Annotated in this window: 23 protein-coding genes and 1 pseudogene; 9 read left to right on the top strand and 15 right to left on the bottom strand. The window is 55.0% G+C overall.

Annotated elements, in window-relative coordinates:
- Positions 1-59: 59 nt before the first annotated feature.
- Both BUB13_RS16450 and BUB13_RS16445 read right to left on the bottom strand, forming a co-directional pair.
- Positions 60-1,193 (bottom strand): M20 family metallopeptidase, encoded by a 1,134-nt coding sequence (locus BUB13_RS16450; RefSeq protein WP_072909861.1) that lies wholly within the window; start codon positions 1,191-1,193, stop codon positions 60-62.
- Positions 1,186-1,692, bottom strand: a complete 507-nt coding sequence (locus BUB13_RS16445) for a GNAT family N-acetyltransferase (protein ID WP_072909860.1) — start codon at positions 1,690-1,692, stop codon at positions 1,186-1,188. Before BUB13_RS16445 ends, BUB13_RS16450 begins: the two co-directional genes overlap by 8 nt.
- A 241-nt stretch (positions 1,693-1,933) precedes the next feature.
- Between BUB13_RS16445 and BUB13_RS16440 the strand changes: the two genes are divergently transcribed.
- The 4 genes from BUB13_RS16440 (at position 1,934) to BUB13_RS16425 (ending at position 6,709) form a co-directional block, all read left to right on the top strand.
- On the top strand, positions 1,934-2,803 hold the full coding sequence (locus BUB13_RS16440) for a shikimate dehydrogenase (protein ID WP_072909859.1): 870 nt from the start codon (positions 1,934-1,936) through the stop codon (positions 2,801-2,803).
- A complete protein-coding gene (locus BUB13_RS16435; RefSeq protein ID WP_072909858.1) occupies positions 2,800-3,300 on the top strand; it encodes a shikimate kinase in 501 nt (166 codons plus the stop codon). The genes BUB13_RS16440 and BUB13_RS16435 overlap by 4 nt, the downstream gene beginning before the upstream one ends.
- A gap of 251 nt (positions 3,301-3,551) precedes the next feature.
- The gene (locus BUB13_RS16430) at positions 3,552-4,565 is read left to right on the top strand and encodes a hypothetical protein (RefSeq protein ID WP_072909857.1); all 1,014 of its coding nucleotides are present in this window, start codon (positions 3,552-3,554) and stop codon (positions 4,563-4,565) included.
- The gene (locus BUB13_RS16425; RefSeq protein WP_072909856.1) at positions 4,562-6,709 is read left to right on the top strand and encodes a putative bifunctional diguanylate cyclase/phosphodiesterase; all 2,148 of its coding nucleotides are present in this window, start codon (positions 4,562-4,564) and stop codon (positions 6,707-6,709) included. The genes BUB13_RS16430 and BUB13_RS16425 overlap by 4 nt, the downstream gene beginning before the upstream one ends.
- 8 nt (positions 6,710-6,717) lie before the next feature.
- Here BUB13_RS16425 and BUB13_RS16420 read toward each other — a convergent pair whose 3' ends face one another.
- Positions 6,718-7,545, bottom strand: coding sequence for a PEP-CTERM/exosortase system-associated acyltransferase (locus BUB13_RS16420; protein ID WP_072909855.1), 828 nt, complete (start codon positions 7,543-7,545; stop codon positions 6,718-6,720).
- Positions 7,546-7,577: 32 nt separating this feature from the next.
- Entirely contained in the window at positions 7,578-8,231 is a 654-nt protein-coding gene (locus tag BUB13_RS16415; RefSeq protein WP_072909854.1) for a deoxynucleotide monophosphate kinase family protein, read from the bottom strand.
- Between the two features lie 144 nt (positions 8,232-8,375).
- Here BUB13_RS16415 and BUB13_RS16410 point away from each other — a divergent pair, with 144 nt between their 5' ends.
- Positions 8,376-8,855, top strand: a complete 480-nt coding sequence (locus BUB13_RS16410; RefSeq protein ID WP_072909853.1) for a GreA/GreB family elongation factor — start codon at positions 8,376-8,378, stop codon at positions 8,853-8,855.
- A gap of 61 nt (positions 8,856-8,916) precedes the next feature.
- Here the strand turns inward: BUB13_RS16410 and BUB13_RS16405 are convergent, their stop codons facing one another.
- On the bottom strand, positions 8,917-9,459 hold the full coding sequence (locus tag BUB13_RS16405; RefSeq protein ID WP_072909852.1) for a tetratricopeptide repeat protein: 543 nt from the start codon (positions 9,457-9,459) through the stop codon (positions 8,917-8,919).
- Positions 9,460-9,691: 232 nt separating this feature from the next.
- Here BUB13_RS16405 and BUB13_RS16400 point away from each other — a divergent pair, with 232 nt between their 5' ends.
- A complete protein-coding gene (locus BUB13_RS16400; protein ID WP_072909851.1) occupies positions 9,692-10,312 on the top strand; it encodes a LysE family translocator in 621 nt (206 codons plus the stop codon).
- Positions 10,313-10,339: 27 nt separating this feature from the next.
- Here the strand turns inward: BUB13_RS16400 and BUB13_RS16395 are convergent, their stop codons facing one another.
- A complete protein-coding gene (locus BUB13_RS16395) occupies positions 10,340-11,539 on the bottom strand; it encodes a 6-phosphofructokinase (RefSeq protein WP_072909850.1) in 1,200 nt (399 codons plus the stop codon).
- A gap of 128 nt (positions 11,540-11,667) precedes the next feature.
- Here BUB13_RS16395 and chrA point away from each other — a divergent pair, with 128 nt between their 5' ends.
- Positions 11,668-12,861, top strand: coding sequence for a chromate efflux transporter (chrA, locus tag BUB13_RS16390; protein ID WP_072909849.1), 1,194 nt, complete (start codon positions 11,668-11,670; stop codon positions 12,859-12,861).
- Between the two features lie 5 nt (positions 12,862-12,866).
- Here the strand turns inward: chrA and BUB13_RS19445 are convergent, their stop codons facing one another.
- The 4 genes and pseudogenes from BUB13_RS19445 to BUB13_RS16380 all read right to left on the bottom strand — a co-directional run bounded on the left by BUB13_RS19445 (position 12,867) and on the right by BUB13_RS16380 (position 15,236).
- Positions 12,867-13,049, bottom strand: coding sequence for a hypothetical protein (locus BUB13_RS19445; protein ID WP_341860479.1), 183 nt, complete (start codon positions 13,047-13,049; stop codon positions 12,867-12,869).
- A 54-nt stretch (positions 13,050-13,103) separates the two neighbouring features.
- Positions 13,104-13,472 (bottom strand): annotated as a pseudogene (locus tag BUB13_RS19440) (peptide-methionine (S)-S-oxide reductase); the annotation flags it as partial.
- 12 nt (positions 13,473-13,484) lie between these two features.
- Positions 13,485-13,613, bottom strand: coding sequence for a hypothetical protein (locus tag BUB13_RS19415; protein ID WP_279625995.1), 129 nt, complete (start codon positions 13,611-13,613; stop codon positions 13,485-13,487).
- A 12-nt stretch (positions 13,614-13,625) separates the two neighbouring features.
- Positions 13,626-15,236: a protein adenylyltransferase SelO gene (locus BUB13_RS16380; protein ID WP_072909873.1), complete on the bottom strand. Its 1,611-nt coding sequence runs from the start codon at positions 15,234-15,236 to the stop codon at positions 13,626-13,628.
- A 123-nt stretch (positions 15,237-15,359) separates the two neighbouring features.
- Between BUB13_RS16380 and BUB13_RS16375 the strand changes: the two genes are divergently transcribed.
- Positions 15,360-16,652: a 4Fe-4S dicluster domain-containing protein gene (locus BUB13_RS16375; RefSeq protein WP_072909847.1), complete on the top strand. Its 1,293-nt coding sequence runs from the start codon at positions 15,360-15,362 to the stop codon at positions 16,650-16,652.
- Here BUB13_RS16375 and BUB13_RS16370 read toward each other — a convergent pair.
- From BUB13_RS16370 to BUB13_RS16350, 5 genes are read right to left on the bottom strand one after another with little or no spacing between them, the layout of a single operon-like run.
- On the bottom strand, positions 16,649-17,047 hold the full coding sequence (locus BUB13_RS16370) for a response regulator (RefSeq protein WP_072909846.1): 399 nt from the start codon (positions 17,045-17,047) through the stop codon (positions 16,649-16,651). The two genes, BUB13_RS16375 and BUB13_RS16370, sit on opposite strands and share 4 nt — an antisense overlap.
- Before the next feature lie 13 nt (positions 17,048-17,060).
- Positions 17,061-20,519: a Cache 3/Cache 2 fusion domain-containing protein gene (locus BUB13_RS16365; RefSeq protein ID WP_084092233.1), complete on the bottom strand. Its 3,459-nt coding sequence runs from the start codon at positions 20,517-20,519 to the stop codon at positions 17,061-17,063.
- 43 nt (positions 20,520-20,562) lie between these two features.
- Entirely contained in the window at positions 20,563-22,068 is a 1,506-nt protein-coding gene (locus BUB13_RS16360) for a PAS domain-containing protein (RefSeq protein ID WP_072909844.1), read from the bottom strand.
- A gap of 11 nt (positions 22,069-22,079) precedes the next feature.
- A complete protein-coding gene (locus BUB13_RS16355) occupies positions 22,080-22,562 on the bottom strand; it encodes a chemotaxis protein CheD (protein WP_072909843.1) in 483 nt (160 codons plus the stop codon).
- 57 nt (positions 22,563-22,619) lie between these two features.
- Complete coding sequence (locus BUB13_RS16350) at positions 22,620-24,299, bottom strand: methyl-accepting chemotaxis protein (RefSeq protein WP_072909842.1); 1,680 nt, start codon at positions 24,297-24,299, stop codon at positions 22,620-22,622.
- A 143-nt stretch (positions 24,300-24,442) separates the two neighbouring features.
- Between BUB13_RS16350 and BUB13_RS16345 the strand changes: the two genes are divergently transcribed.
- The coding region (locus BUB13_RS16345; protein WP_208610183.1) for a transposase at positions 24,443-24,673 on the top strand (231 nt) is incomplete at its 3' end.

The following is a 24,673-nucleotide window of genomic DNA, read 5'->3' as shown; positions in this document are numbered from 1 at the left end:
AGGATAAAAGGACCGAAGCGCGGTCCTTAAAACAGGCCCGCGCTGATCATAAAGGAAAATCAGGAGGTGGGCAAACCGAGGGCGATGGCACAGTAAATACGCGCCGCAGCTTCAACCTCGGCGAGACTGGTCTGCTCCTCGGCGGTGTGGGCCGTCTCCAGCGAGCCGGGTCCCAGCACCAGAGGCTTACAGCCGGCCTGGTAGAAAAGGTTGCCATCCGAATGCGAACGGAACGGCAGCAGCGTCAGAGGCAAATTGAGGCGCGGGTAGACCTCCTCGAAGATCTCCAGCAACCAGCCACTCTGCTCCAGTTGATAGCCATCCGCCTCGTAAGCAAAAGAAACTTCGAGGTCGAGCTCATCAATCCGCTGCCTGGCTTTTTCGAGGATCACCTCAAGTTCGCTACGCACCTCGGCCGGACGGACATCCGGGGCCAGGTGCAAGTCGATCATCGCTTCGCAGCTGTCAGGCACAACAAAGCCGGCACGCGACGAACTCATCTCGCGGATCGAATAGACCAGCTTGCCCGGCTGGCGCTTGAAAATCGCCGAGCGATCAAGCTCCAGCAACACCCGCAACATCGACTCGATGGCGTTGTGCCCCAGTTCCGGCAGCGATGAGTGCGTGCGCCGTCCACGTGTCTGCAGCTCCATCTCCAGGTAGCCGTAATGACTGAAAGCCGGCTGCATCGAGGTCGGCTCGCCGATCACCACCCACTCCGGCTGCTGTTCTTCGAGAAAACGTGTGCTCCCGTCGCCGTTTTCCTCTTCACCGACACAGAGCAGCAGACCGATATTCGGGCGCCGGTCTTCCGGCAGTGTCGCCAGAGCCAGCCAAGCCTCGACCATTGCCGCGCAGCCCCCCTTCATGTCGGCGCTGCCGAGGCCACGGACAACGCCCCATTCATCTTTCGCAGCGTAGTCGTCGATATCCCAGGCAGCCACGGTATCAACATGACCGACAAAACAGAGCGGTGGTTGCTCCGGACCCATGGTCGCCAGCAGGTTGTAACGCTCCTCTTCCACCTCCTGCCGCACCACGTGGATACCGGCCTGCGCAAGCACTCCTTCGAGGTAAAGCTGGATATCCTCTTCTTTGCCAGAGGGGGAATAAATATCGATCATTTCCAGCAGAGTCTGCTTGAGCCGTTGCGGATCGATCGCCGCCCACACCTGTTCCAGTCGCTCAGCCATTTTTCGCTTTCCGGCGACGGCGCTGTTTGGCCAGGTTGAGGGTCATGTAAACATGCTTTTGTATATTGCCGAACCCCTGTTTTTTGAAAAAGTTGATCCCCGCCTCGTTTTCGGCATCGGTGTCGATAACGATCATCCGCACTCCCTGCCCCTCCATCCGGTGACGGATCTCGGCAAACAGTTTGTGACCTGCACCGCCTTTCTGCAATCCGGGTTTAACGCCGATCCAGACCAGGTAACCGTATTTCCAGGCCGAGTTCTGCTTTTCCACCGTGGTGCCGAGGGCAAAGCCGACCAGGTCATCATCCAGCTCGGCCACAAGGCAGAGTTGGCTGTCGGAGTTGAACAGGGTCGTGACTTCGTACTCATCCCAGGTGCGATACATGCTGGGAGAAAAATCCGAGGTAAAAAGCTGCTCCCCGAGATGGAACACACCTGCGAGATCGTCGATCGTCATCTCACGGATTTCAACCAGTCCTGAAACTTTTTCTCTGCTCATAATCCCCCTCCACGAAAGGGTCTGCTGATCACGCTAATTTGAACCTGTTTTATCCTCTTTGCAAGCGAGAAAGAAGCCTGTTGAACGTTTTTTTGCAGGCTGTCAGAAACAGCTCGATCACTCCTGAATCCCCCCTTTTTACTCAAGGCTCAAACAGGAAAATTTTCCGGTTTCGCTGACCGCAGCTCTGGGTTAGGATAGCGACTCTCAAATTTCATCGCGTAATTCCGGAGGTTTAGCCATGAAGGACAAAAGTTCCATCAGCCCGAAAACTCAATTCTGTGCCCTGATCGGCAACCCGGTCGGCCACAGCATGTCACCGGCAATCCACAACGCCGCCTTTGCCGCAACCGGGCAGGACTTCGTCTATGTTGCCTGCCAGGTTGAAGATGTCGCCGGTGCCCTGACCGGGATGCGGGCGCTGGGCAACTTCCGCGGTATGAGTGTGACCATCCCGCATAAAATCGAAGTCATGCAACATGTCGATGAAATCAGCGAAACCGATCGCGCCATCGGCTCGATCAACACCGTCATCTGTGACAACGGCAAGCTCAGAGGGCTCGGCACCGACGGCCCGGGCGCACTCAAAGCTCTGACCGATGCCGGAGTCGACCTGACAGACAAAACAGTGCTGATGCTTGGCTGTGGTGGGGCTTCGCGCGCTATCGCCTTCACCCTGGCCAACCGCAGCGAGCTGGCGGAGCTGGTAATGCTCGATATCGATAAAGAGTTTCTGCAGGGGTTAACCAGTGATCTGCAACAGAAAACCGACAAGCAGATCAGCTCTGCCGTGATGACGGAAAGCTCCATCGGTGCGGCAATGGCAAAGAGCGATATCATCATCCAGTGTACTCCGGTCGGCATGCACCCGAAAGAGAATGGCACCCTGGTTCCGGCTGAGCTGTTCCGCGCCGGACAAGTTGTTTTTGACGTGGTCTACAACCCGCTGGAAACCCGCCTGCTGCAAGAAGCCAAAGCGGCCGGTTGCATCACTATCTCCGGCGTCGAGATGTTCATCAACCAGGCGATCCTGCAATTCGAACAATTTACCGGCATCGACGCCCCGACCGAGGTGATGCGCAATGTCGTCCTCAAGGAGCTGGGCGTATGAATATCGTTCTGATCGGTTATCGCGGTACTGGTAAAAGCCATGTCGGCCAGCTGCTGGGAAAAAAATTCGGCCGAAAGGTCGTCAGCATGGATGAAGAGATCGTCAAAACTGCCGGCATGCCGATTCCGCAGATTGTCGAGAAATTCGGCTGGGACAGGTTCCGCGAGATGGAAACGGAAGAAGCACGCAAACTGGCTGGGCATGACCAGCTGATTATCGACTGTGGCGGCGGGATCATCGAGCGCACTGAAAACACAGAAATTCTGCAGCAGAATGGCAACGTTTTCTGGCTGCGCGCATCCGTCGAAAGCATTGTCGCCCGCATCAAGGATGGCACCCAGCGGCCAGCTCTGGTCGAGGGGAAAACCTTCACTGAAGAAGTCGCGGAAGTTTTGCAGCGACGCACACCTCTGTACCGCGCAGCAGCCCACCACGAGATAGACACCGACAACCGCACTCCGGAACAGGTCGCGAAAGCAATTATCAGCCTGCTATGATAGTTTTATATAATTTTACATAAAAAGATAATTTAATACGTTAAAAGGCGTAAGAAAAGTTAACAAAATATAAGTATAGCCACTATTGGCTATCTATATTTAATTATGCTTAATTTTGCTCTTTTTAGCTATTTTATATTTAGAAAAGCACTATTGAGTCAAAAGTATCCACATAAAGTTGACTTCTTCTCATAAAGCAGGCAAAATCAGAAAGTTAACACTCTCACATACACCCTCCTCGAAGGCTCTGCATGTCGATCAGAAAAAAATTTCTTTTTGCACTGCTGATGTTTATCGTCTGCCCGTCCCTAATGGTCGGTTTGCTGGTATTCCATTCTGCTGAGCAATCGTTGATCGCCAACCGCATCGCCTCACTCGAAGCGATCTCTGAAATCAAGCTGAAATCGATTGAGGATTTCGTCAGTCGCAGCCTCCATGAGTTCAGCACTGTCGCCCGGGCAGAGTTGCTGGCGGAGCAACTGACAATCCTGATCAACCACATAAAGCAGCCTGACCATGCGGGCTACCAGGCCGCAACCAGCAAGCTGGATAAAATTTTCCAATCGCAACATCTCAACCATAATTTGATTGTTTTGACCGACCTGGAGGGGCGGGTTGTTTACCAGAGTGACAGCCAGCATGCACCGAATCATGTTAGCAACGTATTCAGTCACATAGAGCAGTCCCTCTTTGAGCGAATCCGCCAGGGGGACCCACTGATCCGCTTCTATTTCTCCCCGGAAGAGCAGAACCGGGAAGGGGTTCTGGTTGCTGGAGCCATCCGCCAGCAGGAGCAAGCGGTCGGCCTGATGCTCTTTGAAATGGACCTACAAAAAGCCAGCGCGATCTTTCTCGACAACACCGGTCTGGGGAAAACAGGAAAAACGGTGCTCGGCATCAAGCATGGCGAAGACAAGTTCGTCCACCTGATCACCCCGATGCAGGGAGAAGCGGGGGAAAAAGCCAAAAAGGTCGTCCCCTTCAGCGACAGCCCGCCAATCCCTCCGATGCAGAAAGCGGTCAGCGGTGAAAACGGCGCAGGACTATCTCACAACTACCTCGGCACAGAGCTGATCGCGGTTTGGCGTCACCTGCCCGACCTCGATCTCGGGCTGGTCGCGAAAATCGACACTTCAGAAGCTCTGTCGACAATCCACCTTCTGAAAAAAACCACCGCAAGCATCCTGTTGCTGGTCAGCCTGACCGGCGTACTGATCGCCTTGCTTATGGCACGTTCCATCACCCGTCCGATCTTGCGGAGGTGACCGCATCACGGGATGAGCTGAACCAGGAGATGACGGAGCGACAGGCGGTTGAAACCCTGCTGCGCGAAAGCGAAGCGCGCCTGCGCGACCTGTTCGACAACGCCAGCGACCTGATTCAGAGCGTCGGTATCGACGGTTCGCTGCTGTTCGTCAATAATGCCTGGCTCGACACCCTCGGTTACAGCGAAAACGAAGTGGCAACGATGACGATATTCGATGTCATCGCCCCGGAATCGCTGGAACACTGCCAGCTGGCCTTCAGAGAAATCATGACTCGGGGCAGCGGTGGTCGTTTCGAGGCAACCTTCCAGAGCAAAGACGGAAAGAAAATCCTGCTGGAAGGGATGGTCAGCGTTCATTTGGAAAACGGGCAACCCGCGGCAACCCGAGGAATCTTCCGCAACATCACCGAGCGCAAAGCCGTCGAAACCGCGCTGGAAAAAGAGCGCTCTTTCCTGCAGACCGTCATCGACGGCGTCAGCGACCCGCTGATGGTGATCGGTCTCGATTACCAGGTCCTGCTGATGAACAAAGCGAGCCGGGACAACCTTGCCAGCCGCTACGCCGAGCTGTCGTGCCTGACCTGTCATCAGGCCTCCCACCATAGTGAAACGCCCTGCAGTGACAACGACCACCCCTGCCCTCTGCAGGAGGTCAGGCGGAGCATGCAGACGGTCACCGTCACCCACCAGCATGTCACCAGGTCGGGAGAGCTGCGCGTCTACGAACTGGTTGCGTCACCCTACCTGGCGGAAGACGGCAGCCTGCTCGGGATTGTCGAATCATCACGCGATATCACTGATCGCCTGTCGATGGAAAAAGATATCGCCGAGCGGGACGATCAGCTCGAGTTCCTGACTCACCACGATCCCTTGACCAACCTGCCGAACCGGTTACGGGCGAACGACCGCCTGCGGCATGCGATGGACAAGTCCCGGCGTTCTGCGACCCAGATCGCGTTACTGTTTCTTGACCTTGACCGTTTCAAAAATTTCAACGATTCCCTCGGCCACGCCAGCGGGGACGAGATCCTCTGTGAAGTGGCAGAGCGCCTGCGCAAGCAGGTCCGCGAATCGGATACCATCGCCCGCCTTGGAGGCGACGAATTCCTGGTCATCCTGGAGGAGTTGAAAGATGCTGTCGGTGCGGCAACGCTGGCGCAAAAGATTCAGGGAGCACTGACTGAGCCGATCAGGATTGGTGGCCAGGATCTGCCCCTGACGGTCAGTATCGGCATCAGCACCTACCCGGGCGATGCGTCGAACGCCGAAGAGCTGCTGAAATGCGCCGAAGTTGCCATGTACCGGGCCAAAGAGCAGGGGCGCAACAGCTACCAGTTCTACACCCCCGACATGAACGCTCACAGCCACGAGAGGTTGTTACTGGAAGCCGACCTGCGCAAAGCCCTTGAGCAGAACCAACTGGTGCTGCACTACCAGCCTCAGTACGAGCTGGCGTCCGGCCGGGTGGTCGGCGTCGAAGCGCTGGTACGCTGGCAGCACCCGGAAAAAGGGTTGATTTCGCCGAACGACTTCATCCCGCTGGCGGAAGAGACCGGGTTGATTGTGCCTCTGGGCGAATGGGTACTGAAGACAGCCTGCCAGCAGGCGGTCAGCTGGCAGAGCGGAGGGCTGATCGATCTGAAAATTGCCGTCAATGTCTCGGCCCGCCAGTTCCGCCAAAGCGGTTTCCTCGACAGCGTCAACCGCATCCTGAACGAAACCGGGCTGCCCCCCCGCTGGCTGGAACTGGAGATCACCGAAAGCACCGTGATGAAAAACGTATCCGGAACGATCAAGATCATGAACCAGCTGCACAGGCAGGGAATCTCACTGGCGATCGACGACTTCGGCACCGGCTATTCATCCCTCAGCTATCTGAAGCGATTCCCGCTCTCCAAGCTGAAAATCGACAGCTCTTTCATCGCCGACATTACCCACAGCGCTAACGACCTGTCGATCGCCAAATCAATTGTCGCACTGGCCGAGACGATGCAGATGGATGTTCTGGCTGAAGGGGTTGAGAGGCAGGAGCAGCAGGAACTGCTACAAAAGATGGGCTGCGGCTACGGCCAAGGCTTCCTTTTCAGTAGGCCGCTACCAGCGACTGAGCTGGAACCCTTTCTATGCAAAGCCGGCAAATAGAGACAGATTTAAAAATCACGAAAATCTTTTAGTTTGCCATCCTCCATAAAAGGAATCGGCTGGTTCTTCTCTTTCAGCTTTTTATAATGCTCGATATCGTTGCGGATGACTTTGATCAGCGGTTTGAGCGCGAAGCTGGCTTTCCGTCGCACCTGGTTCACATCCATCAGGTAGGGCTTGCGCAAGCCGCGATGCTCAACGCCTTCGCCAACCAGCTGCAGATCACCTCCCAGGCGGCTGAAATGTCGCGCCAGCAAAGGTTCCGTCATGAAATAGAGGGTATTGATATTATTCTGCGAGGCCAGTTCCATCATGCCCAGATAAAGCGCAACAGGGATGTAAGGGAACTTCCGCCGATCTGACAAGGCCTGCTTTTCTTCTGGGAAGGGAATGTTTCTTCCCTGATCCTGCCGACGACGACGGAACTCTTTGATGATCGCCAGACGCCAGACTTCTGCGACTTCGCGGTTCGCCATGGAGACCGGGTCGGGATGGCCAGGATAGAGCTTGTCACCACAGCTGTTTTGCATCGGCAGATGCAAATCAACACCTTTTTCGGTCGGCAGAACCAGGCGAATGCATCCGATGAACATATCCCGCGACTGGCTGCGCAGCAAACAGTGGATGGCATGCGGATCGTATTCATCCCGTTCCCTGCCGTCCTTTTTCTCAGGTTCCCAGCCAAGCTCCTCGCAGTAAACATTATGGCGAATCCTCTGGGCCTCTGCGATCAGCTCATCGGTGACTGCCGGAACAACTTTGAAAAATTGCTGAAAATGCTTGTGCAAAGTAGCATATTCAACCGCTTTTCTTAGCTGGGAACTGATGGCAGGCATTGCTGGTGTCCTCCGGATAAAGCAGTAAGTCGTTAGACTTGCTCGTTCGCAAACAAGTCTAGCAGATCTTCAACTTTTTGCTTAAACTCGTCCAATGTTCCTGTGTTGCGCAGAATCAGACACCAGTCGTGATAATCATCAAGCGATGTCTCGCTGGCATGATTTCCTCCAGCAGCGAATCCGGGGCGGTCTATTTTAACCATCTTCGCTCCTAACTCGCGTAGAGTCCGCAATTCATTCATAAAGCGGACATCATCGACCAGGATATGCACTTTCTCCAGATCGTAGCCGGAAACTTTGCGCGCCCAGGCCTTGGTCCAGTAGTCGGGATCCTGAGCGCGGCGATATTCGGTGCCCCACCACTGCAGAATCCGGCGCACAGTAACGGCACTCTGCCCAGCTCGATCCTGAATATCGCCATGCTCGGCGACAAAACCAGCCCACTGCGGACACTGTTGCAGCGCCTTGGCTTCATCGATATAAAAAACCCGCAGCTTATCTTCCTGGCATCCGTAAACCAGCGGCACATGCTCCTCGGCACCGATCGCCCGCAGGAAAGCGTCCACCTCGTCGCGCAGCACCATCGCCATCGGGATAATCTGTGCTTCTCCTTCGAGCAAAGGAGCCAGATGTCTGGCGGCTGTGGTTTTCCCCGATGCCGCTTTTCCGGCAAATCCGATGATCATAAACACCTCATAAAATTACAGTTTGAAATGACCTGATGAAACTCTACCGGAAAGCGCTGCCTGCATGCAACAACGACAAACAAAATCGATCAATCTACGCTTTTTTGTTATCCTGCAAAATCTTCAGAGCAAAAGAGGTTGATGATGGATAAAGAAGAATTTCGCCGGCAGGTCCTGCAGAAGCTCGAAACCGATCGACAGCTGTTGCTCGATGCGGCAAAACACGCCCACGCCACAGCGACCCACGAAGACAATATCCCTGACAACAAATACGAAACTTTTGCGCTGGAGTCATCTTATCTTGCCCAGGGGCAGGCCAACCGGGCGCAGGAGATCCGCCAGGCGATCGATCTCTGGCGCAACCTGCAGATGCGAACTTTCGGCGATAGCAGCGAGATCCGCATGAGCGCGCTCGTGCTGCTGGAAGATGAAGACGGTAATCAACGTGCTGTTTTTCTCGCTCCGGCAGCTGGTGGACTGGTCGTAAATTATCACAACCGTGATGTGATGCTGATCAGCCCCGATTCGCCCCTCGGACAGGAGTTAATTGGTCGCGGTGTTGATGATTCATTCCTGCTTGAAAGCGGGGCTCGGCGAGAATACGAAATCATCGAGATCGAATAAAAAAGGGCCGCCCCCCTCCAATGGGATTCGGCCCTTTTGTTTGCCTTATAAATAACGGCAATCAGTCTTTCTTCTCTTCCTTCTTCTCGCCTTCTTTTTTCTCCATCTCGCTTTTTTTCACGATGCCGCGAGATTTCAGGAAGGCATCAGCCTCTTTATACCCCTGATCCGAAGCCTTGACGATCCAGTCGATCGCGGTCGTCCGACTGCGTGATACTCCGACACCCTGGAGGTACATCATGCCGAGGTCGTACTGAGCCGGCGGATAGCCCTGTTCGGCCGCCATCTGCATGTACTTCGCAGCCTCTTTCGCATCCTCTTCCACACCCCGGCCATTCAGGTAAGCAAAAGCCAGGTTCCACTGGGCCTGATCGTAGCCTTTCTCGGCTGCCTGCTGGTAAAGCTCTGCCCCCTTCTTTTTATCAACGTCGACCCCGGTTCCCTTCATGTAAGCGACTCCGAGTTGCGTCAAAGCTTCCACATCACCTGCATCAGCTTTTTTCTGCAGTTCTTCCATATTGGTATCTTTGAACGCCTGTGCCGTCGGCACAAAACTGGAAAACGTCAAACAGCAGGCAAACAGGATCAACAACAGGTATTTCATCAATCTTCCTCCCTCAACTTGGTTATTTGGCGGACCATAAATTTTATCTGCATTCCCAACTTGCTTTTATTTCAACAAGTTAACCACAGCTGGATAAATGCAGAGAAACAAACTCTCCCTTTCCTTGAAAAAAGCATGCCAGCAACCAGCCAACTAAGTGTTGCCCCGCACCCGGCACTGCATTACACTCTGGCCATTCACAAACCAAAAAGATCGACAGGTTAAACAGTTTATGAGTATCGAAAGCGCGATCAGTTTTTTTCTCGCTATTTTTATTTTCGGCATCACGCCCGGCCCCGGTGTTTTTGCCATTCTCGCCCGGGCACTGGTTTCGGGCGCCAGCAGCTGTTTTTTTCTTGCCCTCGGCATGACAATCAGTGACATCATTTACTTGATTCTTGCCTGTTTCGGGCTGGCCGCCTTGGCTGAGCACTGGGGTGCGGCTTTCATGGCTGTACGTATTATTGGCGCTATTTACCTCATTTATCTTGGAATAAAAATGTGGCGAGCCGCCCGCCAGCATCAGGAGCTGCCGAGCGGTGACGTACTGCGAGAGAAGAAACGCTACAGTTTCCTGCAGGGTTTTCTCATCTCAGCGTCAAACCCCAAGGTTATCCTGTTTTACATCGCCTTCCTGCCGACCTTTATGGACCTGACAATCCTGACCAGCGGCGACATTGTGCTGGCATCAGTGCTGACCCTCCTCGCCCTGATGGCTGGGCTGATGCTGATTGCTGCGGGCGCGTCCTCGGCCCGCCGCTATGTTCGTTCGGAGCGGGGGCAGAAAACCCTCAACCGTACCGCCGGATCGGTGATGATCGGCGCCGGAACCTACCTGGTTTCAAGCGGTTGAGTCTTCTAATCCACAGGTCAAAACCTCTCAGACATCACTGGTCATTATAAACAGCGGCTGGCGCAGGAAAGATTCGTAAATCGGCCGCAGGCGTTCCGTGCTGTAGTACTTGCAGACATCGACCACCTTTTTGCGCCCGGTCACCACATCGATCGGCACATTGTCGTAACAGCCGTTGCGCAGGCTGACCAGTCGGCCTGAGCTCCCTTGCAGAATCAGGTCGAGAGCCAGGTTTCCGAAAGCCATCGGCACAATCGAATCCATCGCGTCCGGATCGCCGCAGCGCACCAGGTAGCCGAGCCGCTGGTTGACCACGTTGACCCGCCGTCCCTCATTGTATTTCGGCGACAGATCTTTCAAATGCTTCGCCACCTCATCACCGATGCCACCAAGCTTTTTGTGGCCGAATTGGTCTGCCTCTTCACCTTCGAACAACATCTCGTCGTGATGGGTCATGGTCGCGCCTTCAGAGACCAGCACCACCGAATAATTGCTCGGGTGCTTCTTGCGATCGAAACTGAGCAGTTCGGCCAGATGCTCCATGTCGAAGGGGTGTTCGGGTATCACGCAGCGGTCGGCAGCGCCGGCCATGGTCGGCAGCAGCGCCGAATAACCGGCGTAGCGACCGAAGACTTCCAGGACCAGAAACCGCTCGTGCGAACCGGCGGTCGTACGCAAACGGTGGGTCAACTCGATGGTACGGGTAACGCAGGTGGAAAAGCCGATGCAGTAGTCGGTACCCGGCACGTCGTTGTCCATCGTCTTCGGGATGGCGATCACCCGCATCCCTTCCTGATGCAGCCGCAGCCCGTAACTGAGGGTGTCGTCACCACCGATCGGAATCAGGGTGTCGATACCGAGAAAATCGAGGTTGTTCAGCACGTCCTCGGTGACGTCGTTGATTTCATCAGTGTATCTGTCACGCAGGTGCGGCGGCACGTTGCTCTTTGGCAGATGACTCGGCCGGGTGCGCGAGGTATGCAGAAAAGTGCCACCGGTGCGCCCGGCACGGTTGACGATTTCCTCGGTCAATTCCTGGAAATGTTCACTGTTGTCCACTTTCTTGTCCGGCACCAGGTCGACGATCCCCGCCCAGCCACGCCGCAAACCGATGACCCGGTAACCTTCACGCAGCGCCCGTACCGTCACCGCCCTGATCGCCGGGTTGAGCCCCGGAACATCGCCGCCACCAGTTAAAATTCCGATCGTTCCTTTTGCTTTTGCCATTTCTTCCTCCTGCTATCTGAAAACTGAAAAAGCGGTGTAATCAGTCTAAGCCTAGTCGATCTTCAAGCACTGGCAACCGAAGAAAACCAATCAATTGAAATCGGGATAACAACAGATACAATCGAGGCATGAAAAAGCTGACTGCATGGCAGGTTTTCCGAATATTTCTCAAGCTGGGGCTGACTTCGTTCGGCGGCCCGGTTGCGCACCTGGGTTACTTCCGCGACGAGTTCGTCAGCAGGCGAAAGCTGTTGCAGGAATCAAGCTACGCCGACCTGGTCGCACTTTGCCAGTTTCTCCCCGGACCAGCCAGCAGTCAGGTCGGCATCGGTATCGGGATTTCCCAATCCGGCCTGCGCGGCGGGCTCGCAGCCTGGTGCGGGTTCACCCTGCCTTCGGCGATCCTGCTGATTCTTTTTGCTTACGGTGTCTCCTTGCTGGATGAAAAGGTCGTGCAGAGCGGCTGGCTGCATGGATTGAAGGTTGTCGCTGTCGCCGTAGTTGCCCAGGCGGTGTGGGGAATGGCGCAAAAACTTTGCCCTGATTTGACACGAAAAATAGTGTCGATTCTAGCAGCAGTGTTCGTTTTTGCTTTTCCTGGTGTCAGTGGGCAGCTCACTGCGATTTTCTCCGCGGCCCTCTTCGGGCTGTTCTGCCTGCGCCAAGATCAACCATCAACTGAAGACAGTCATCTGTTCTTTCCCAGTCGGACGACTGCAGCCATCAGTCTCAGCCTGATGTTTATTCTGCTGCTCGGCCTGCCTCTGCTGGCCCGGAGTGGCTTCGGGCCGATCCAGTTATTCGACAGCTTTTTCCGCTCCGGCGCACTGGTTTTCGGCGGCGGTCATGTTGTGCTGCCTCTGCTGCAGGCCGAAGTGGTCAATCCCGGCTGGATAGGTAAAGACCTGTTCCTCGCTGGTTACGGTGCCGCCCAGGCGGTTCCGGGGCCACTGTTCACCTTTTCCGCTTACCTCGGCAGCGCCCAGCAACTGGCGCTGAGCGGCTGGGTCGGCGGTCTGCTTTGCTTGTTGGCAATCTTCACCCCGTCTTTTCTGCTGCTGTTTGGCATTCTGCCGTTCTGGAACGATCTACGCAAAAACCCGCACGTCCGCTCAGCACTGCTCGGTATCAATGCCGCCGTGGTCGGACTGCTGCTGGCCGCATTTATCGACCCTGTCTGCAGCAGCGGCATTCTCTCTTTTGCCGACCTGCTGCTCGCTCTGGCTGCCTTCACTCTACTGGCGCGCTGGAAGCTGCCGCCCTGGCTGGTGGTCGGGCTGACCGGCCTGGGCGGGGCTGTGCTTTTTTATTTTTTTGGTTGATCTATTTATTTCGGTGCCGGACAGGTAAAGCCTCGGAACTGCGAACAGGATGAAGACAGGTGATCGGCCAGCTGCTGCTGTGAAGGCCAGGACAAACCGAGAGCTCCCATCTCAGCCTGCAATTGTTCAACGCTGCCGTTGCAACCGAGATAACCGTTGATTCTGGCAGCTGCCGTCGAAGCGACCAACTGCTGCGGATCGGGATAGATTTTCTGTAATTCAGCCAACAGGCGCTTACTTTGCCGCAGGTAGTATTTCTGATGGTAATCTTCCGCCGGGGTGTATTTTCCGGCCGCTTCAATGTGCGTGCGAACAGCTCGGTTCAATTCAGCGGCAATGGCATCACGAGACTGCTCCGCCTGTTGTTTCTGTTCATCATTGAGGTAAAAGATGGCGTTGCGGTACTGCCGATTACTGGTGTTGTAGGCAGGATCATGTGCTTCCCAAAAGATGTCCAGCAACTCAGCATAGCTGATCTGCTTCGGGTCGAACTCGACTCGCACGGTTTCGGTATGATCACCGAGTGACCAGTAACTTGGCCGTGCCTTTTCCCCACCGGCATAGCCGACATTGGTGCGATAAACGCCGGGCAAGCTCCCGAACCGGGAGTCAAAACCCCAGAATCAGCCGAGCGCGAAGAGCGCGGTCTCCAGTTCCGGGATTGAATGGTCGGCAGCAGGGATGTCTGCGGAAGCCAGTGTCGGGAAAAGAAATAACAGCGCAATAAAGGCGCTCAAACCGTTTTTTTTCATCGGCGTCTCCTTTCAGGAGCTGCAGGACAGCATCGAACAACCGGCCCGGTTGCGCGCCCACTCCGGACGTTTTTCAGCAAACCTTTCTTTTTCTGGCTGTTCATCGTATGGCTGGCGCAGAACGTCAAGCAGTTCGCCGATCATGCTGAAGTCGCCCCCTTCCGCCCTGTCAATCGCCTGCTGCGCCAGGTAGTTGCGCAACACATACTTCGGATTGACCCGGTTCATTTTCTCAGCTCGCACGTCATCAGGCCTGCCGCTTCGCCGTGCCCGCGTCAGGTAAGTCCGTAACCAGTGGGCGATGCGGGCAGTTTTGTCTGCGTCCAGTTCATCCGGCTGATAATAGGCAGCAAGCAGTGGCTGCAGCAGTTCTTCATCATCGGCATCGATACCGGCAGTCAGCGTTGCCAGACGCCGATAGAAGATCGTCATATCGGTCTCGGTCAGCATCAGCACCTGCTCCAGCTCTTTGACCAGATCCTCATCTGTTGCCGGATTGAACTTGCCGAGACCAAGCTTGTCGGCCATCATCTGTCGCCAATCCTGCTGATAAATATCGCCGTAAATTTGCAAACCCTGTTGCAGCGGTTCGACCTCTTCGATCAACGGATAAATCGCATTGGCCAGCTGAGCCAGGTTCCACAGGGCGATCTGTGGCTGTTGACCGAAACAATAACGACGTCCCTGCGCATCGGTGGTGTTCGGTGTCCAGCGGGGATCGTAATCCTCCAGCCAGCCGTAGGGACCATAATCGATGGTCAGTCCGAGGATCGACATATTGTCGGTGTTCATCACGCCGTGGACGAAACCGACGCGCATCCAGTGCACCATCAGTTCGGCGGTGGTACGACAGATTTCGTTGAACCACTGCAAATACACCTCGGTCGAGGGTTCGCCGAGGTGGGGAAAATCGGTACGGATACAGTAATCGACCAGCTGCTTCAGGATATCGATTTCGCCCCGCCAGCTGTGCACCTGAAAGCTGCCGAAACGGATGAACGACGGCGACACCCGGCAGACGATTGCCCCCAGCTCCAGCTTCGGGTGACCGTCGTAAAACATGTCACGCATCACCTGCTCGCCGGTCAGCACCAGGCTGAGGGCACGAGTGGTCGGCACGCCGAGGTGGTGCATCGCCTCGGAGCAGAGAAATTCTCGTACCGATGAGCGCAGCACCGCCAATCCGTCACCCTGTCGAGAATAGGGTGTGCGCCCGGCGCCCTTGAGCTGCAAGACCGAACGCTGACCGCCCCGATTCATCACCTCACCCAGGTTTATTGCCCGACCGTCGCCCAGCTGCCCGGCCCAATTGCCGAACTGGTGGCCTCCGTAGCACATGGCAAAGGGCTGCATTCCGGGCAACAGCTCGTTGCCGGCGAAAACGCGGGCGAACTGTTCCGACTCGCAGGCGTTCGGCGACAGATCAAGTTGCTCAGCCACTTCGCGGGAGAAAGCAACAGTCTGCGGCTGGGTCACCGGTGTCGGCTCAAACAGCGAATAGCAGGCACCCGGCACCTGCCTGACTCGCTTGCTTGAATCGGGGTCACCCGGCAATTCGCGAACATATGCATTATCAAACTGCAGCGCGCTTAATTCATCGTACAAATGTTCCTGTTGATCCATCTTCATAACTTCGATTGTCGCACTGCTGGGCTTTTCAGCGCAATACGGGCAGACGGAATTATCCAACTTGACTTGTTCCAGGCTGTGGCAATAATTAAAATTGAGCAGGTCAGGGAGGGAAAGATGGCACATCACACTATTAAATCGAGCTACGCCAAGCTGGTCGAACGTCTTAACCGCTTCCCCCAGGGCGCACCGCCTACGGAACTGCTGTTTAGAATTCTGAATATTCTCTTCAGCGAAAAAGAAGCGGAATTGGTCGCGCAGCTGCCGATCAAGCCGTTCAACGCAGCAAAAGCGGCGCAGATCTGGAAGATGAACCTGACCGAGGCCCGCAAGGTGCTGGATGAACTGGCCAGCCGGGCGGTGCTGGTCGACATCGAGCAAAACGGCGAGTCGGTCTATATTCTGCCTCCACCAATGGCCGGCTTCTTCGAGTTTTCGTTGATGCGCACCCGTGGCGACATCGACCAGAAGCTGATCAGCGAACTTTTCTACCAGTACCTGAACGTTGAAGAGGATTTCATCCGCGACCTGTTCACCCAGGGTGAAACCCAGCTCGGCCGCACCTTTATCCACGAACCGGTGCTGAGCAACGAAAACGCCGCTCACGTGCTTGATTACGAACGAGCCACCGAGGTGATCAAAACCGCCAGCCACATCGGCGTGGGGATGTGCTACTGCCGCCACAAGATGGAACATCTGGGCAAGGCCTGCAAAGCGGAGATGGACATCTGCATGACCTTCAACGCATCGGCCGAATCACTCACCAAGCACGGCCACGCCCGAGCTATCGACGCAGTAGAATGCCTCGACCTGCTGCAGAAAGCCTACGAGCAGAACCTGGTGCAGTTCGGTGAAAACGTCCGCGAAAGCGTAAATTTCATCTGTAATTGTTGCGGCTGCTGCTGCGAGGCGATGATCGCTGCGCGCCGTTTCACCAATCTCAACCCGGTGCATACCACCAACTTCATCCCGCAGATCAAACTGGAAAACTGTAACGGCTGTGGGAAATGCGTCACTACCTGTCCGGTCGAAGCGATTGTTCTCGCCTCGGCAAACGATCCGAAACACCCGCAACGCAAACGAGCCAACCTGGTGGAGGACCGCTGCCTCGGCTGCGGTCTTTGTGCACGGGTGGCGCCCCGCAACTGCATCGAGATGATATCACGTCCGCAGCGGGTGATCACACCACTCAACGGCACTCACCGGGCGGTTGTAATGGCTGTTGAGCGGGGCAAGCTGCAGCATCTGATCTTCGACAACCAGGTGCTCCACAGTCACCGGGCGATGGCAGCGCTGCTCGGTGCCGTGCTGCGACTGCCGCCGATCAAGCGGGTGATGGCAAGTCAGCAGATGAAGTCACGCTACCTGGAAGCCTTGATTGTGAAAATGGAAAAAGAGGGGAAGCTTTAATCGATTAACCCGAATTGCTGCAATTTTTCCAGCATCGGTTGTTTTTTGATCGGTTTCACCAGGTAACCATCACAGCCACCCTGATAGTAGGCATCAACGACGTTCTGTGGCGAATCGAGGGCTGTGGTCATGAGAATTCGCGCTTCGTGCTCTGCCGACAGGTTCTGCTCTCGTTCCAGTCGACGAATGGTTTTCAGCACCTCTTGACCGTTCATTTTCGGCATCATGATATCGAGGCAGACAAGGTCATAATAGCGTTTTTCCCGCAACGATTTTTCGAAAGCAACAACCGCTTCATTACCGTCGACAGCCATATCGCAATCGGCAAATTCTGCCAGCATTTTCTGCAGCAACCTGCTGCTGACAAAGTCATCTTCTGCAACCAGTACCCTCATCAATCAATCCTTCTCAGCAGCTCGCCCCCAGGGCGTATTTACCGAGCATCGCAACAAATTCTTTCTTGTTGATCGGCTTTGCCAGATAATCATCCATCCCGGCGGCGAGGAACCGCTCACGGTCCCCGCTCATGGCGTGGGCGGTCAGGGCGACAACTGGAACATGAGGTCGATTATTTTCACTACAATAATTGCGCAACAAGCGGGTCGCCTCAACTCCATCCATCACCGGCATCTGCACATCCATCAGGATCAGGGCAAATTCATCCTCGGCGAAGGTTTTGAGTAATTCCTGCCCGTTTTCTACAATAACGGCCTGGTGACCGCACTTCTCCAGCAGCTTTTCAATCAACCGCTGATTGACCAGATTATCCTCTCCGACCAGAACCTTCAAGCTGTTCTCAGCCTTAGATTCAGGCTTTGCCAGATCACAGTTGATTTCGGCCTCATCATCAGCACTCCCGAAAGTCAGCTGAACATGGAACTGGCTTCCCTTGCCCGACTCGCTCTCCGCCCAGATCCGCCCTCCCATCATTTCAACCAGCTGCCGGGAGATGGTCAAACCAAGCCCGGTGCCGCCAAACTTGCGGGTAATGGATCCATCAACCTGGGCAAAACTGTCGAAAACTGCCTCCAGCTTTTCTTCCGGAATTCCGATGCCGCTGTCCCTGACACTGAAACGCAACTGTTGGCCATCTTCCTCCAGCATCGACTCCACCAAGGCGACCTCCACCTCCACCGAACCGCTATCGGTAAACTTGATAGCGTTACTCACCAGGTTGACCAGCACCTGTACCAACCGGCCAGGATCACCACTTATCTTGGGGTCGATCTCGTCCGCCATGACAACGCGGAAGGTCAACCCCTTTTTACGTGCCTGCAGCTCCCAGTTCGCCATCGGTCCCTGCAGCGCTTGGCGCAAGTCAAACGCGACCTGCTCCAGCTCCAGCCGTCCGGCTTCAATTTTGGAGAAATCGAGAATATCGTTCAGCAACCACAGCAACGAACTTGCAGAATAGCGCGCCATTTCGAGACACTCACGCTGATTGTCATCGAGCTCGGTATCAGCCAGCAGGTCGGTCATACCGATGATGCCATTCATCGGCGTGCGGATTTCGTGGCTCATATTGGCAAGAAATTCACTCTTGGCGCGGTTGGCACTCTCTGCCTGCTCCTTTGCCTGCAGCAGCTGTTTCGCACTGCGATGCCGCTCTATCATGCTGGCCAGGCTGTTCGGAACCGATGCGAGGAAATGGCGTTCATCATCATTCGGCTGGTAGCCGGAAGAGATATAGAGGTTGAGAACACCTAGCAGCTTCCCGGCAGCAAGAATCGGTGCGCAGAAATGCCCGTGCGCAGGAACAGCATCAGTGCTTCGGTGGCGGCCGTTGTGACACTCACTGAAGGCGATATCATGGGTTACCGCGATCTTACCGCACAGGCAATCACCGAAAGGAACTTTGCGACAATCGCGCTGCATCTGTTCGCTCAGCCCCTGTTCGGCGGCAAGGTAAAGAGTCTCTGCAGTCTCATCAGCAAGAAAGATACAACCTCTCCGCAAAAAGGTGAAACTCGTGGTCGTCAGAATTTGGTCGAGGGATCTCTGCAGTTTCTGCTGCAACGGAATGGGCTCCATCGCCGTCGCCAGAATGCTGTAAATGACCTGCTTGATGTCGTTCTCTTTACGTAACCGCTCTTCGGCAGCCTTGCGCTCCGAAATATCACGGATCGTTGCCAGCACAAATCGTTCGCCTGCCGATTCTCCCGGCGACAGTGCCAGCTCAATCGGGAACTGTTCGCCGTCGTTGCGCAATCCGACCAACTCGACAGCTCCTTGAATCGCCCGATTCGGTTTGCCTTCTTTAAAATAACGCGTGACATAATGATGATGATTCAAGCGATAGGCTGACGGCATCAGGCAATCCACACTATGACCGACAACCTCGCTCTGGCGATAACCGAACATTTTTTCTGCGGCCGCGTTGAACAAGGTGATACTGCCCTGTTCATCCACAGCCACCATGGCATCATTGCTGGCAGAAATGACTGTACGAAATCGCTGTTCAGATTCACGCAGTTCCTTCTCGGCCAGCAAACGCTCGGAAATTTCACGGTTCAATTCATCACGTGAGGCGGTTATCTGCTTCAGATTCTGGATCATCAGGTCGAAAGCATTCGAAAGCTGGCCCAGCTCGTCTTTGCCCTCGAGATTCAAGCGCTGCTCCAGGTCCCCCTGACCAATCTTGCGAAAAACTCTGACGGCCTGATTTAACGGGGTACTGATCCCTGTCGCCACAAGGTAACCGACAGCTAACGCGAACAAAACGACCAGAACCGCAACAACCACCACATACCAGATCATTTCATCAAGTGCCCGCGACATGCGTGCCTGTGAATCGATGATGTCATCGTTGTAGAGACTGGCCATAATCATCCAGTCCCAGGGGCGGAAGTAGGTGATGGCTGCGGTCTTCTGCCGGGGGGCTTGTTCGCCCGGATTCTGCCATTGATAACGTTCAAGAACGACTGGAATGCTGCCATCGGGGCGCTTTTCCGGCAGGCTGCGTGCTTTGCTGATGATACGACGGACGAAATAGTTCCCCTCGGAATCGGTGATATTCCAAAGGTTTTCGCCATCGCGCGCGCCATGCCTGGAAATCAGGTAGCGACCACGCTGGTCCCCTTCAGTGCCGACCACGGCGACATAGCCGGTTTTACCGATCACGATATCGAGGATTTCCTGCTTCAGGCTGGCGATATCTTTCTCTTTTTCACCGACATACAGAATGCCGACAACCCGTGTTCCGGTTTTATCCCAGATCGGCTTATAGGCTGTGACGTACCAGGCGTTGACCACGTAGGCGCGGCCGTAGAAAGTACCGCCATCGAGCACTTTTTCCAGGACCGGGTTCGGTTTACCGTCCGGATTGTAACGAGGGATGTAGGTTCCGATGGCGCGGCTGCCATCAAGTTTTTCAACATTGGTGGCGACCCGCAGCATGTCGCCCTGCATATTCATCCGCTGGAATATGGTGCAGGTGCCCCCGACCAGTTGACTGACTTTATCGACAACCGGGGTGAAAGTATCTGAATTGTCGTTTTGACCGAGCCAACGTCCTCCAACCAGCAATTGCGGCAACCCGATCGGAGTCGTGATCTTGTCATACTGGTTGATCGCCAACCAGTTCACCCGCTGCTCCCCCTGCTCGATACCTCCGGCGAGCTGCACCACGTCTTCTGCAACCCGCAGCCGATAAACCATTGATTCATGGATCGACTGCTCCATCGCTTTGGCCATCCGGTAGACGGTCTGCGCGACTTTCTTCGCCTCGTTTTCGGCCAGTTCGCTCATTTCCTGGCCGATATCACTGTGCACCTGCCACTTCTGTAAAATAGCGATACCGACGATCGGCAAAGCCGTCAACAGGACCAGCAGCAGCCCCATGCAGGTTATTTTGGTGCGTATTGTCATCTGCGGACTTTCAGTAAGCGGGGATCCCAGCTATAAGCATACTCTATTTTCCTGCCTTCCCAACTGCTTCAGCGCTTTGTAAGGCATCCAGGTCGACCACCAGCACAACAGCGTATTCCGGCTCGCCTTGGCCATCACAGACCCAGCTGCCGTTGAGCTGGACATGACAGCTGCCACCATCCCTGCGGCGCAGGCGCTTGCGGACACTGAAGGGGGCTGCCCGGTCAGCGACCGCGTCTTCGCAGAAAAGTGACGCCCCGGTTAGATCTTCCGGATGGACCAGTTGAGCGCAGTCCATTTGCAGCAGATCGCCATACGAATAGCCGACAAGGTGACAGAACGCCGGGTTGCTCTGCATCAGGCGCCCTTCCGTGTCGACAACCAGCACACCGGCGGCGGCGCTGTTGAAAATGGAGCGGAATCGATTTTCGCTGGCGGTGAGGGCTTGCTGCAACTCATGGTTCGCTGTGACATCGAAAAAAACGGCTACGGACCCGCCGATTTCGCCGTCACTGTTGGGGAAATTGGCACTATGCACGGAAATGGAGCTTTTTTGTCCGAGCCCATAATCGACCGTCAATTCATACGTCAGCTCGCCTAATGGGCCCAATCCTGCCAGCTTGTTATTCTGCCGTTCGATTTCCGCCAATTGCTCCGGCAGAATTTTACTGCTGTAGAGTTCCGATGATGTTTTGCCGACGATCTCATCAGACCCGAGCCCCAAGGCTTCGACAAATCGTCGATTGCTGCCGAGAAACCGGCCTGCGGCATTCTTGTAAATAACTGAAGCCGGGATCGCATTGAGCAGCACCTCGAGGAAATTCAAAGATTCCAGTTGTTCTTTTTCCGCCCGTTGAAGCCCGACGATTCCCTGCTCCAGCTCATCATTCAGAAGCAACAGTTGTTCTTCTGTGGCCTTATTACGTCGATGCAGCAGCAGGAAAAGCAGCAGTGCCGAGCCGACCGCAAAACTGATGGCAATACCACTCCAGGTAAAGAGGGAAACATGATCGGAGAGATGTTTGTACGGAAGATCGATGCCAAAAACAGCGACGACTTGTCCGCCGAGTGGATCGAAAACAGGCGACAGGGCTGAAGCCCAGGTTCCCCAGCGGTCAGCCACACCCAGCTCGACAAAGCCCCTGCCATCAGCAAAAGACTGCTTCAGCTGTTCCGAAGCCTCAGAATAAATGCCATCCGGACCGGAATAGTCGGTGCAGGAGGCCTCATCGGTATCGGCAAGAAAACGAACCTCACCACCGACTTTATGCATCAGGTAAACATATTCCAGATCAGGAATCGCCTGGTGGACCATAGAGAGCCGTTGCCAGATATGCTCACAGTCAACCCCGCTGCGATCTTCACCGAGATGCATCCGTTTGATCGCCCAGGAGTCAAGTCCGGCAGCAGCAATATCAGCCTTTTGTTGCAGATCACGACTGTAGCTGGCTACAGCAAACTTCTGGAGTTGACAGGTAAAAAAGACACCGGCCGTCGTGACCAGGCAGAGACAGAGATAAAGCAGCAGGTAAAAATTTCTTGCCTTCATCAAGACTCCGATCAGGCGGCCTGCAAGTGTCTCAGATAAATAACCCCGGTGTGGGTGAAAAAGTGAATTTTCCGGCCCACCGGGCCACCGACGTGTTCGACCTTCAACGCCAGGCCCTTCTGCGCAACCAGGGACTTTGCGGCCTCAATGTTGCTGCGACCAATTGAAATGACGGGACTGGGAGACTGCTTGCGCAGGACTTCGGATCCACCGAACAGCTTGACATCGATCTCGTGCAGAGCGATGCCCATGTGCTGAAATCGTTCCAGCATGTAGCCGAAAGCGCTGTCGACGTAGCGAAAGTTTCCCCCCTCACAGCCACTCTGCGGCAAAACAGCATGGCAAATGGCACCACACTTCAAACGCGGGTTGTATAAAGTCAGTGCGATACAGGAACCCAGTACTGTCGATACCCGCGTTGGTGTATTTGTTACAGCGAGCTCTCCCGGTTTAAGAAAAAGGCTCGCTTCTGTTCCTGCTATATCTACTATCATGCTCCCCCTCAGGGAAAGCCGGGCGATTTACCGCCCGGCCACCGGTTTCAGCAAAGATCAGAAACGTTCGAATTCCTGATCGCCGGCATCAGCGTCTGCGCCCAGGTCGAATTCAACTCCACCTGAATTTACAGCTGGTTTGACGGCAGCAGCTGGCGACTGGAGCAGGGCCTTTTGCTTGCTTTTCGCCGGACGTTGGACGGCAGGATTAATGACGTGACGGACCGACTGTCTGGCGTGATCGGCGAGCTGGAAGAAGGCGATACTCTCCTGCAGCTGCTCGGCCTGGCTGTTGAGCTCTTCTGAGGTCGATGCCATCTCTTCCGAAGCGGATGCATTTTGCTGTATGACCTGATCAAGCTGCTGGATCGCTTTGTTGATCTGATCAGCGCCGGAATCCTGCTCTTTGCTCGATGCCGAAATTTCCTGTACCAGTTCGGCGGTGCGCTGAATGTCGGGCAGCATTTCGTCGAGCATCGATCCGGCTTTCTCCGCCACCTCAACACTACTGCTGGACAATTCGCTGATCTCTGCTGCCGCGTTCTGGCTGCGCTCAGCCAGTTTGCGCACTTCAGAAGCAACCACGGCGAAGCCTTTACCGTGCTCACCAGCACGGGCCGCTTCAATGGCCGCGTTCAATGCCAGCAGGTTGGTCTGCCGGGCGATCTCTTCGATAATCGAAATCTTGTCGGCAATGTCTTTCATTGCGCTGACTGTCTGCGCAACCGCCTCGCCACCTTCCTTGGCAACCTCGGCGCTCTTCACCGCGATCTTTTCGGTTTGCATGGCGTTATCGGCGTTCTGCTTGATGTTGGCACTCATCTGCTCGGTACTGGCAGAAGCCTCTTCTGCTGCTGCGGCCTGTTCTGTCGCCCCCTGGGACAGCTCTTCCGAGCTGGCGGAGAGCTGCTGGCTGCCGGAGGCTACGTTGTCTGCTGCCGCTTTGACGTTCTGGACGACCTCACCAATATTGGCGCACATCGAGTTCAACGCTTTCGCCATCTCCCCAATTTCATCTTTCCGGTTATCATCGAGAGAAACAGTCAAGTCCCCGCGCTCCAACCGTTGAATCATCGTCACAGCTTCGCCGACTGGACGAGTAATACTACGAGCAATGAAGAAGACCAGCGCCAGCGAGATCAGAACCACAATCGCAACTGCGGCGAGTACTTGGTAGAAAATCTTGTCCAGTTCTTTCTGCACGTCGTCCAGGTAGAGTCCGGAACCGACCGCCCAGTTCCAGCCCGGAACCAGCTTGGTGAAGGACATCTTCGGCACCGGTTTTGGGTCACCAGGCTTTGGCCAGGCGTAGGCGACGAAACCTTCGCCCTTGGCTTTGGCGATGTTGGCCAGTTCAACATAAATGTGCACCCCGTTCGGATCGGCAAAACCGGCCTGGTTTGTCCCTTCCCACTCCGGCTTGAAGGGATGCATCACCACGTTGGAATCGGTGTCGGAAATCCAGAAATAGTTTTTGCCGTCGTAACGCATCTGGCGGATCGCTTCTTTCGCCCGCATCTGCGCTTCCGACTCGCTGATCAAGCCCTCATCCGCCTGCCTGGCAAAATCACCAGCCGTGCTCCATGCTGCTTCAACGACATTCTTTACCTGCGTATTTTTCCCTGCCATCAGGTTGCTTTTGGCCTGCGAATAGACAAAGCCGATGGTAACAACGAAGGCGACGATGATGATCGCGCTCAGGGCGAAAATTTTGTAAGCCAGTTTCAGATTCTTCATTGCTGTTATCCTTTTTGGTATGAAAGCCTGCTTTAGCAGGTTGTTGAAAAACAATTAGCTCAACCCCTTGATTTCACTAGGGACGGCTACACGAATTTGTTATAATTACGCGCATAACCATCCGATATTTCAGGAGAAACGTTATGCGCGGTGATGACCAGAACCAACAGGCCATGTTCAGTTATGTCTCACCGGAACAACGGGTTCCCAAGGATCACCCCTTGCGTCCGGTTCGGATCATGGTTGATAACGCGCTGGTCAATCTGGCTCCTTTATTCAAGGAGATGTACTCACATACCGGCAGGCCTTCGATTCCGCCGGAGCAGCTTCTGCGAGCACTGCTACTGCAAATCCTCTACTCCATCCGCAGTGAG

The organism is Malonomonas rubra DSM 5091, from assembly GCF_900142125.1.
GTDB classification, from domain to species: Bacteria; Desulfobacterota; Desulfuromonadia; order Desulfuromonadales; family Geopsychrobacteraceae; genus Malonomonas; species Malonomonas rubra.
This window is presented reverse-complemented; position numbering and strand designations above follow the sequence as displayed.

Coding starts and splice junctions, on each gene's coding strand:
- BUB13_RS19415 (WP_279625995.1), bottom strand. CDS start 13,613: ATGAAAAAAAACGGTTTGAGCGCCTTTATTGCGCTGTTATTTCTTTTC.
- BUB13_RS16415 (WP_072909854.1), bottom strand. CDS start 8,231: ATGATCATCGGATTTGCCGGAAAAGCGGCATCGGGGAAAACCACAGCC.
- chrA (WP_072909849.1), top strand. CDS start 11,668: ATGAAAAAGCTGACTGCATGGCAGGTTTTCCGAATATTTCTCAAGCTG.
- BUB13_RS16365 (WP_084092233.1), bottom strand. CDS start 20,519: ATGACAATACGCACCAAAATAACCTGCATGGGGCTGCTGCTGGTCCTG.
- BUB13_RS16370 (WP_072909846.1), bottom strand. CDS start 17,047: ATGAGGGTACTGGTTGCAGAAGATGACTTTGTCAGCAGCAGGTTGCTG.
- BUB13_RS16405 (WP_072909852.1), bottom strand. CDS start 9,459: ATGAAATACCTGTTGTTGATCCTGTTTGCCTGCTGTTTGACGTTTTCC.
- BUB13_RS16445 (WP_072909860.1), bottom strand. CDS start 1,692: ATGAGCAGAGAAAAAGTTTCAGGACTGGTTGAAATCCGTGAGATGACG.
- BUB13_RS16450 (WP_072909861.1), bottom strand. CDS start 1,193: ATGGCTGAGCGACTGGAACAGGTGTGGGCGGCGATCGATCCGCAACGG.
- BUB13_RS16350 (WP_072909842.1), bottom strand. CDS start 24,299: ATGAAGAATCTGAAACTGGCTTACAAAATTTTCGCCCTGAGCGCGATC.
- BUB13_RS16380 (WP_072909873.1), bottom strand. CDS start 15,236: ATGGATCAACAGGAACATTTGTACGATGAATTAAGCGCGCTGCAGTTT.
- BUB13_RS16375 (WP_072909847.1), top strand. CDS start 15,360: ATGGCACATCACACTATTAAATCGAGCTACGCCAAGCTGGTCGAACGT.
- BUB13_RS16395 (WP_072909850.1), bottom strand. CDS start 11,539: ATGGCAAAAGCAAAAGGAACGATCGGAATTTTAACTGGTGGCGGCGAT.
- BUB13_RS16435 (WP_072909858.1), top strand. CDS start 2,800: ATGAATATCGTTCTGATCGGTTATCGCGGTACTGGTAAAAGCCATGTC.
- BUB13_RS16410 (WP_072909853.1), top strand. CDS start 8,376: ATGGATAAAGAAGAATTTCGCCGGCAGGTCCTGCAGAAGCTCGAAACC.
- BUB13_RS16430 (WP_072909857.1), top strand. CDS start 3,552: ATGTCGATCAGAAAAAAATTTCTTTTTGCACTGCTGATGTTTATCGTC.
- BUB13_RS16440 (WP_072909859.1), top strand. CDS start 1,934: ATGAAGGACAAAAGTTCCATCAGCCCGAAAACTCAATTCTGTGCCCTG.
- BUB13_RS16360 (WP_072909844.1), bottom strand. CDS start 22,068: ATGAAGGCAAGAAATTTTTACCTGCTGCTTTATCTCTGTCTCTGCCTG.
- BUB13_RS16420 (WP_072909855.1), bottom strand. CDS start 7,545: ATGCCTGCCATCAGTTCCCAGCTAAGAAAAGCGGTTGAATATGCTACT.
- BUB13_RS16400 (WP_072909851.1), top strand. CDS start 9,692: ATGAGTATCGAAAGCGCGATCAGTTTTTTTCTCGCTATTTTTATTTTC.
- BUB13_RS16355 (WP_072909843.1), bottom strand. CDS start 22,562: ATGATAGTAGATATAGCAGGAACAGAAGCGAGCCTTTTTCTTAAACCG.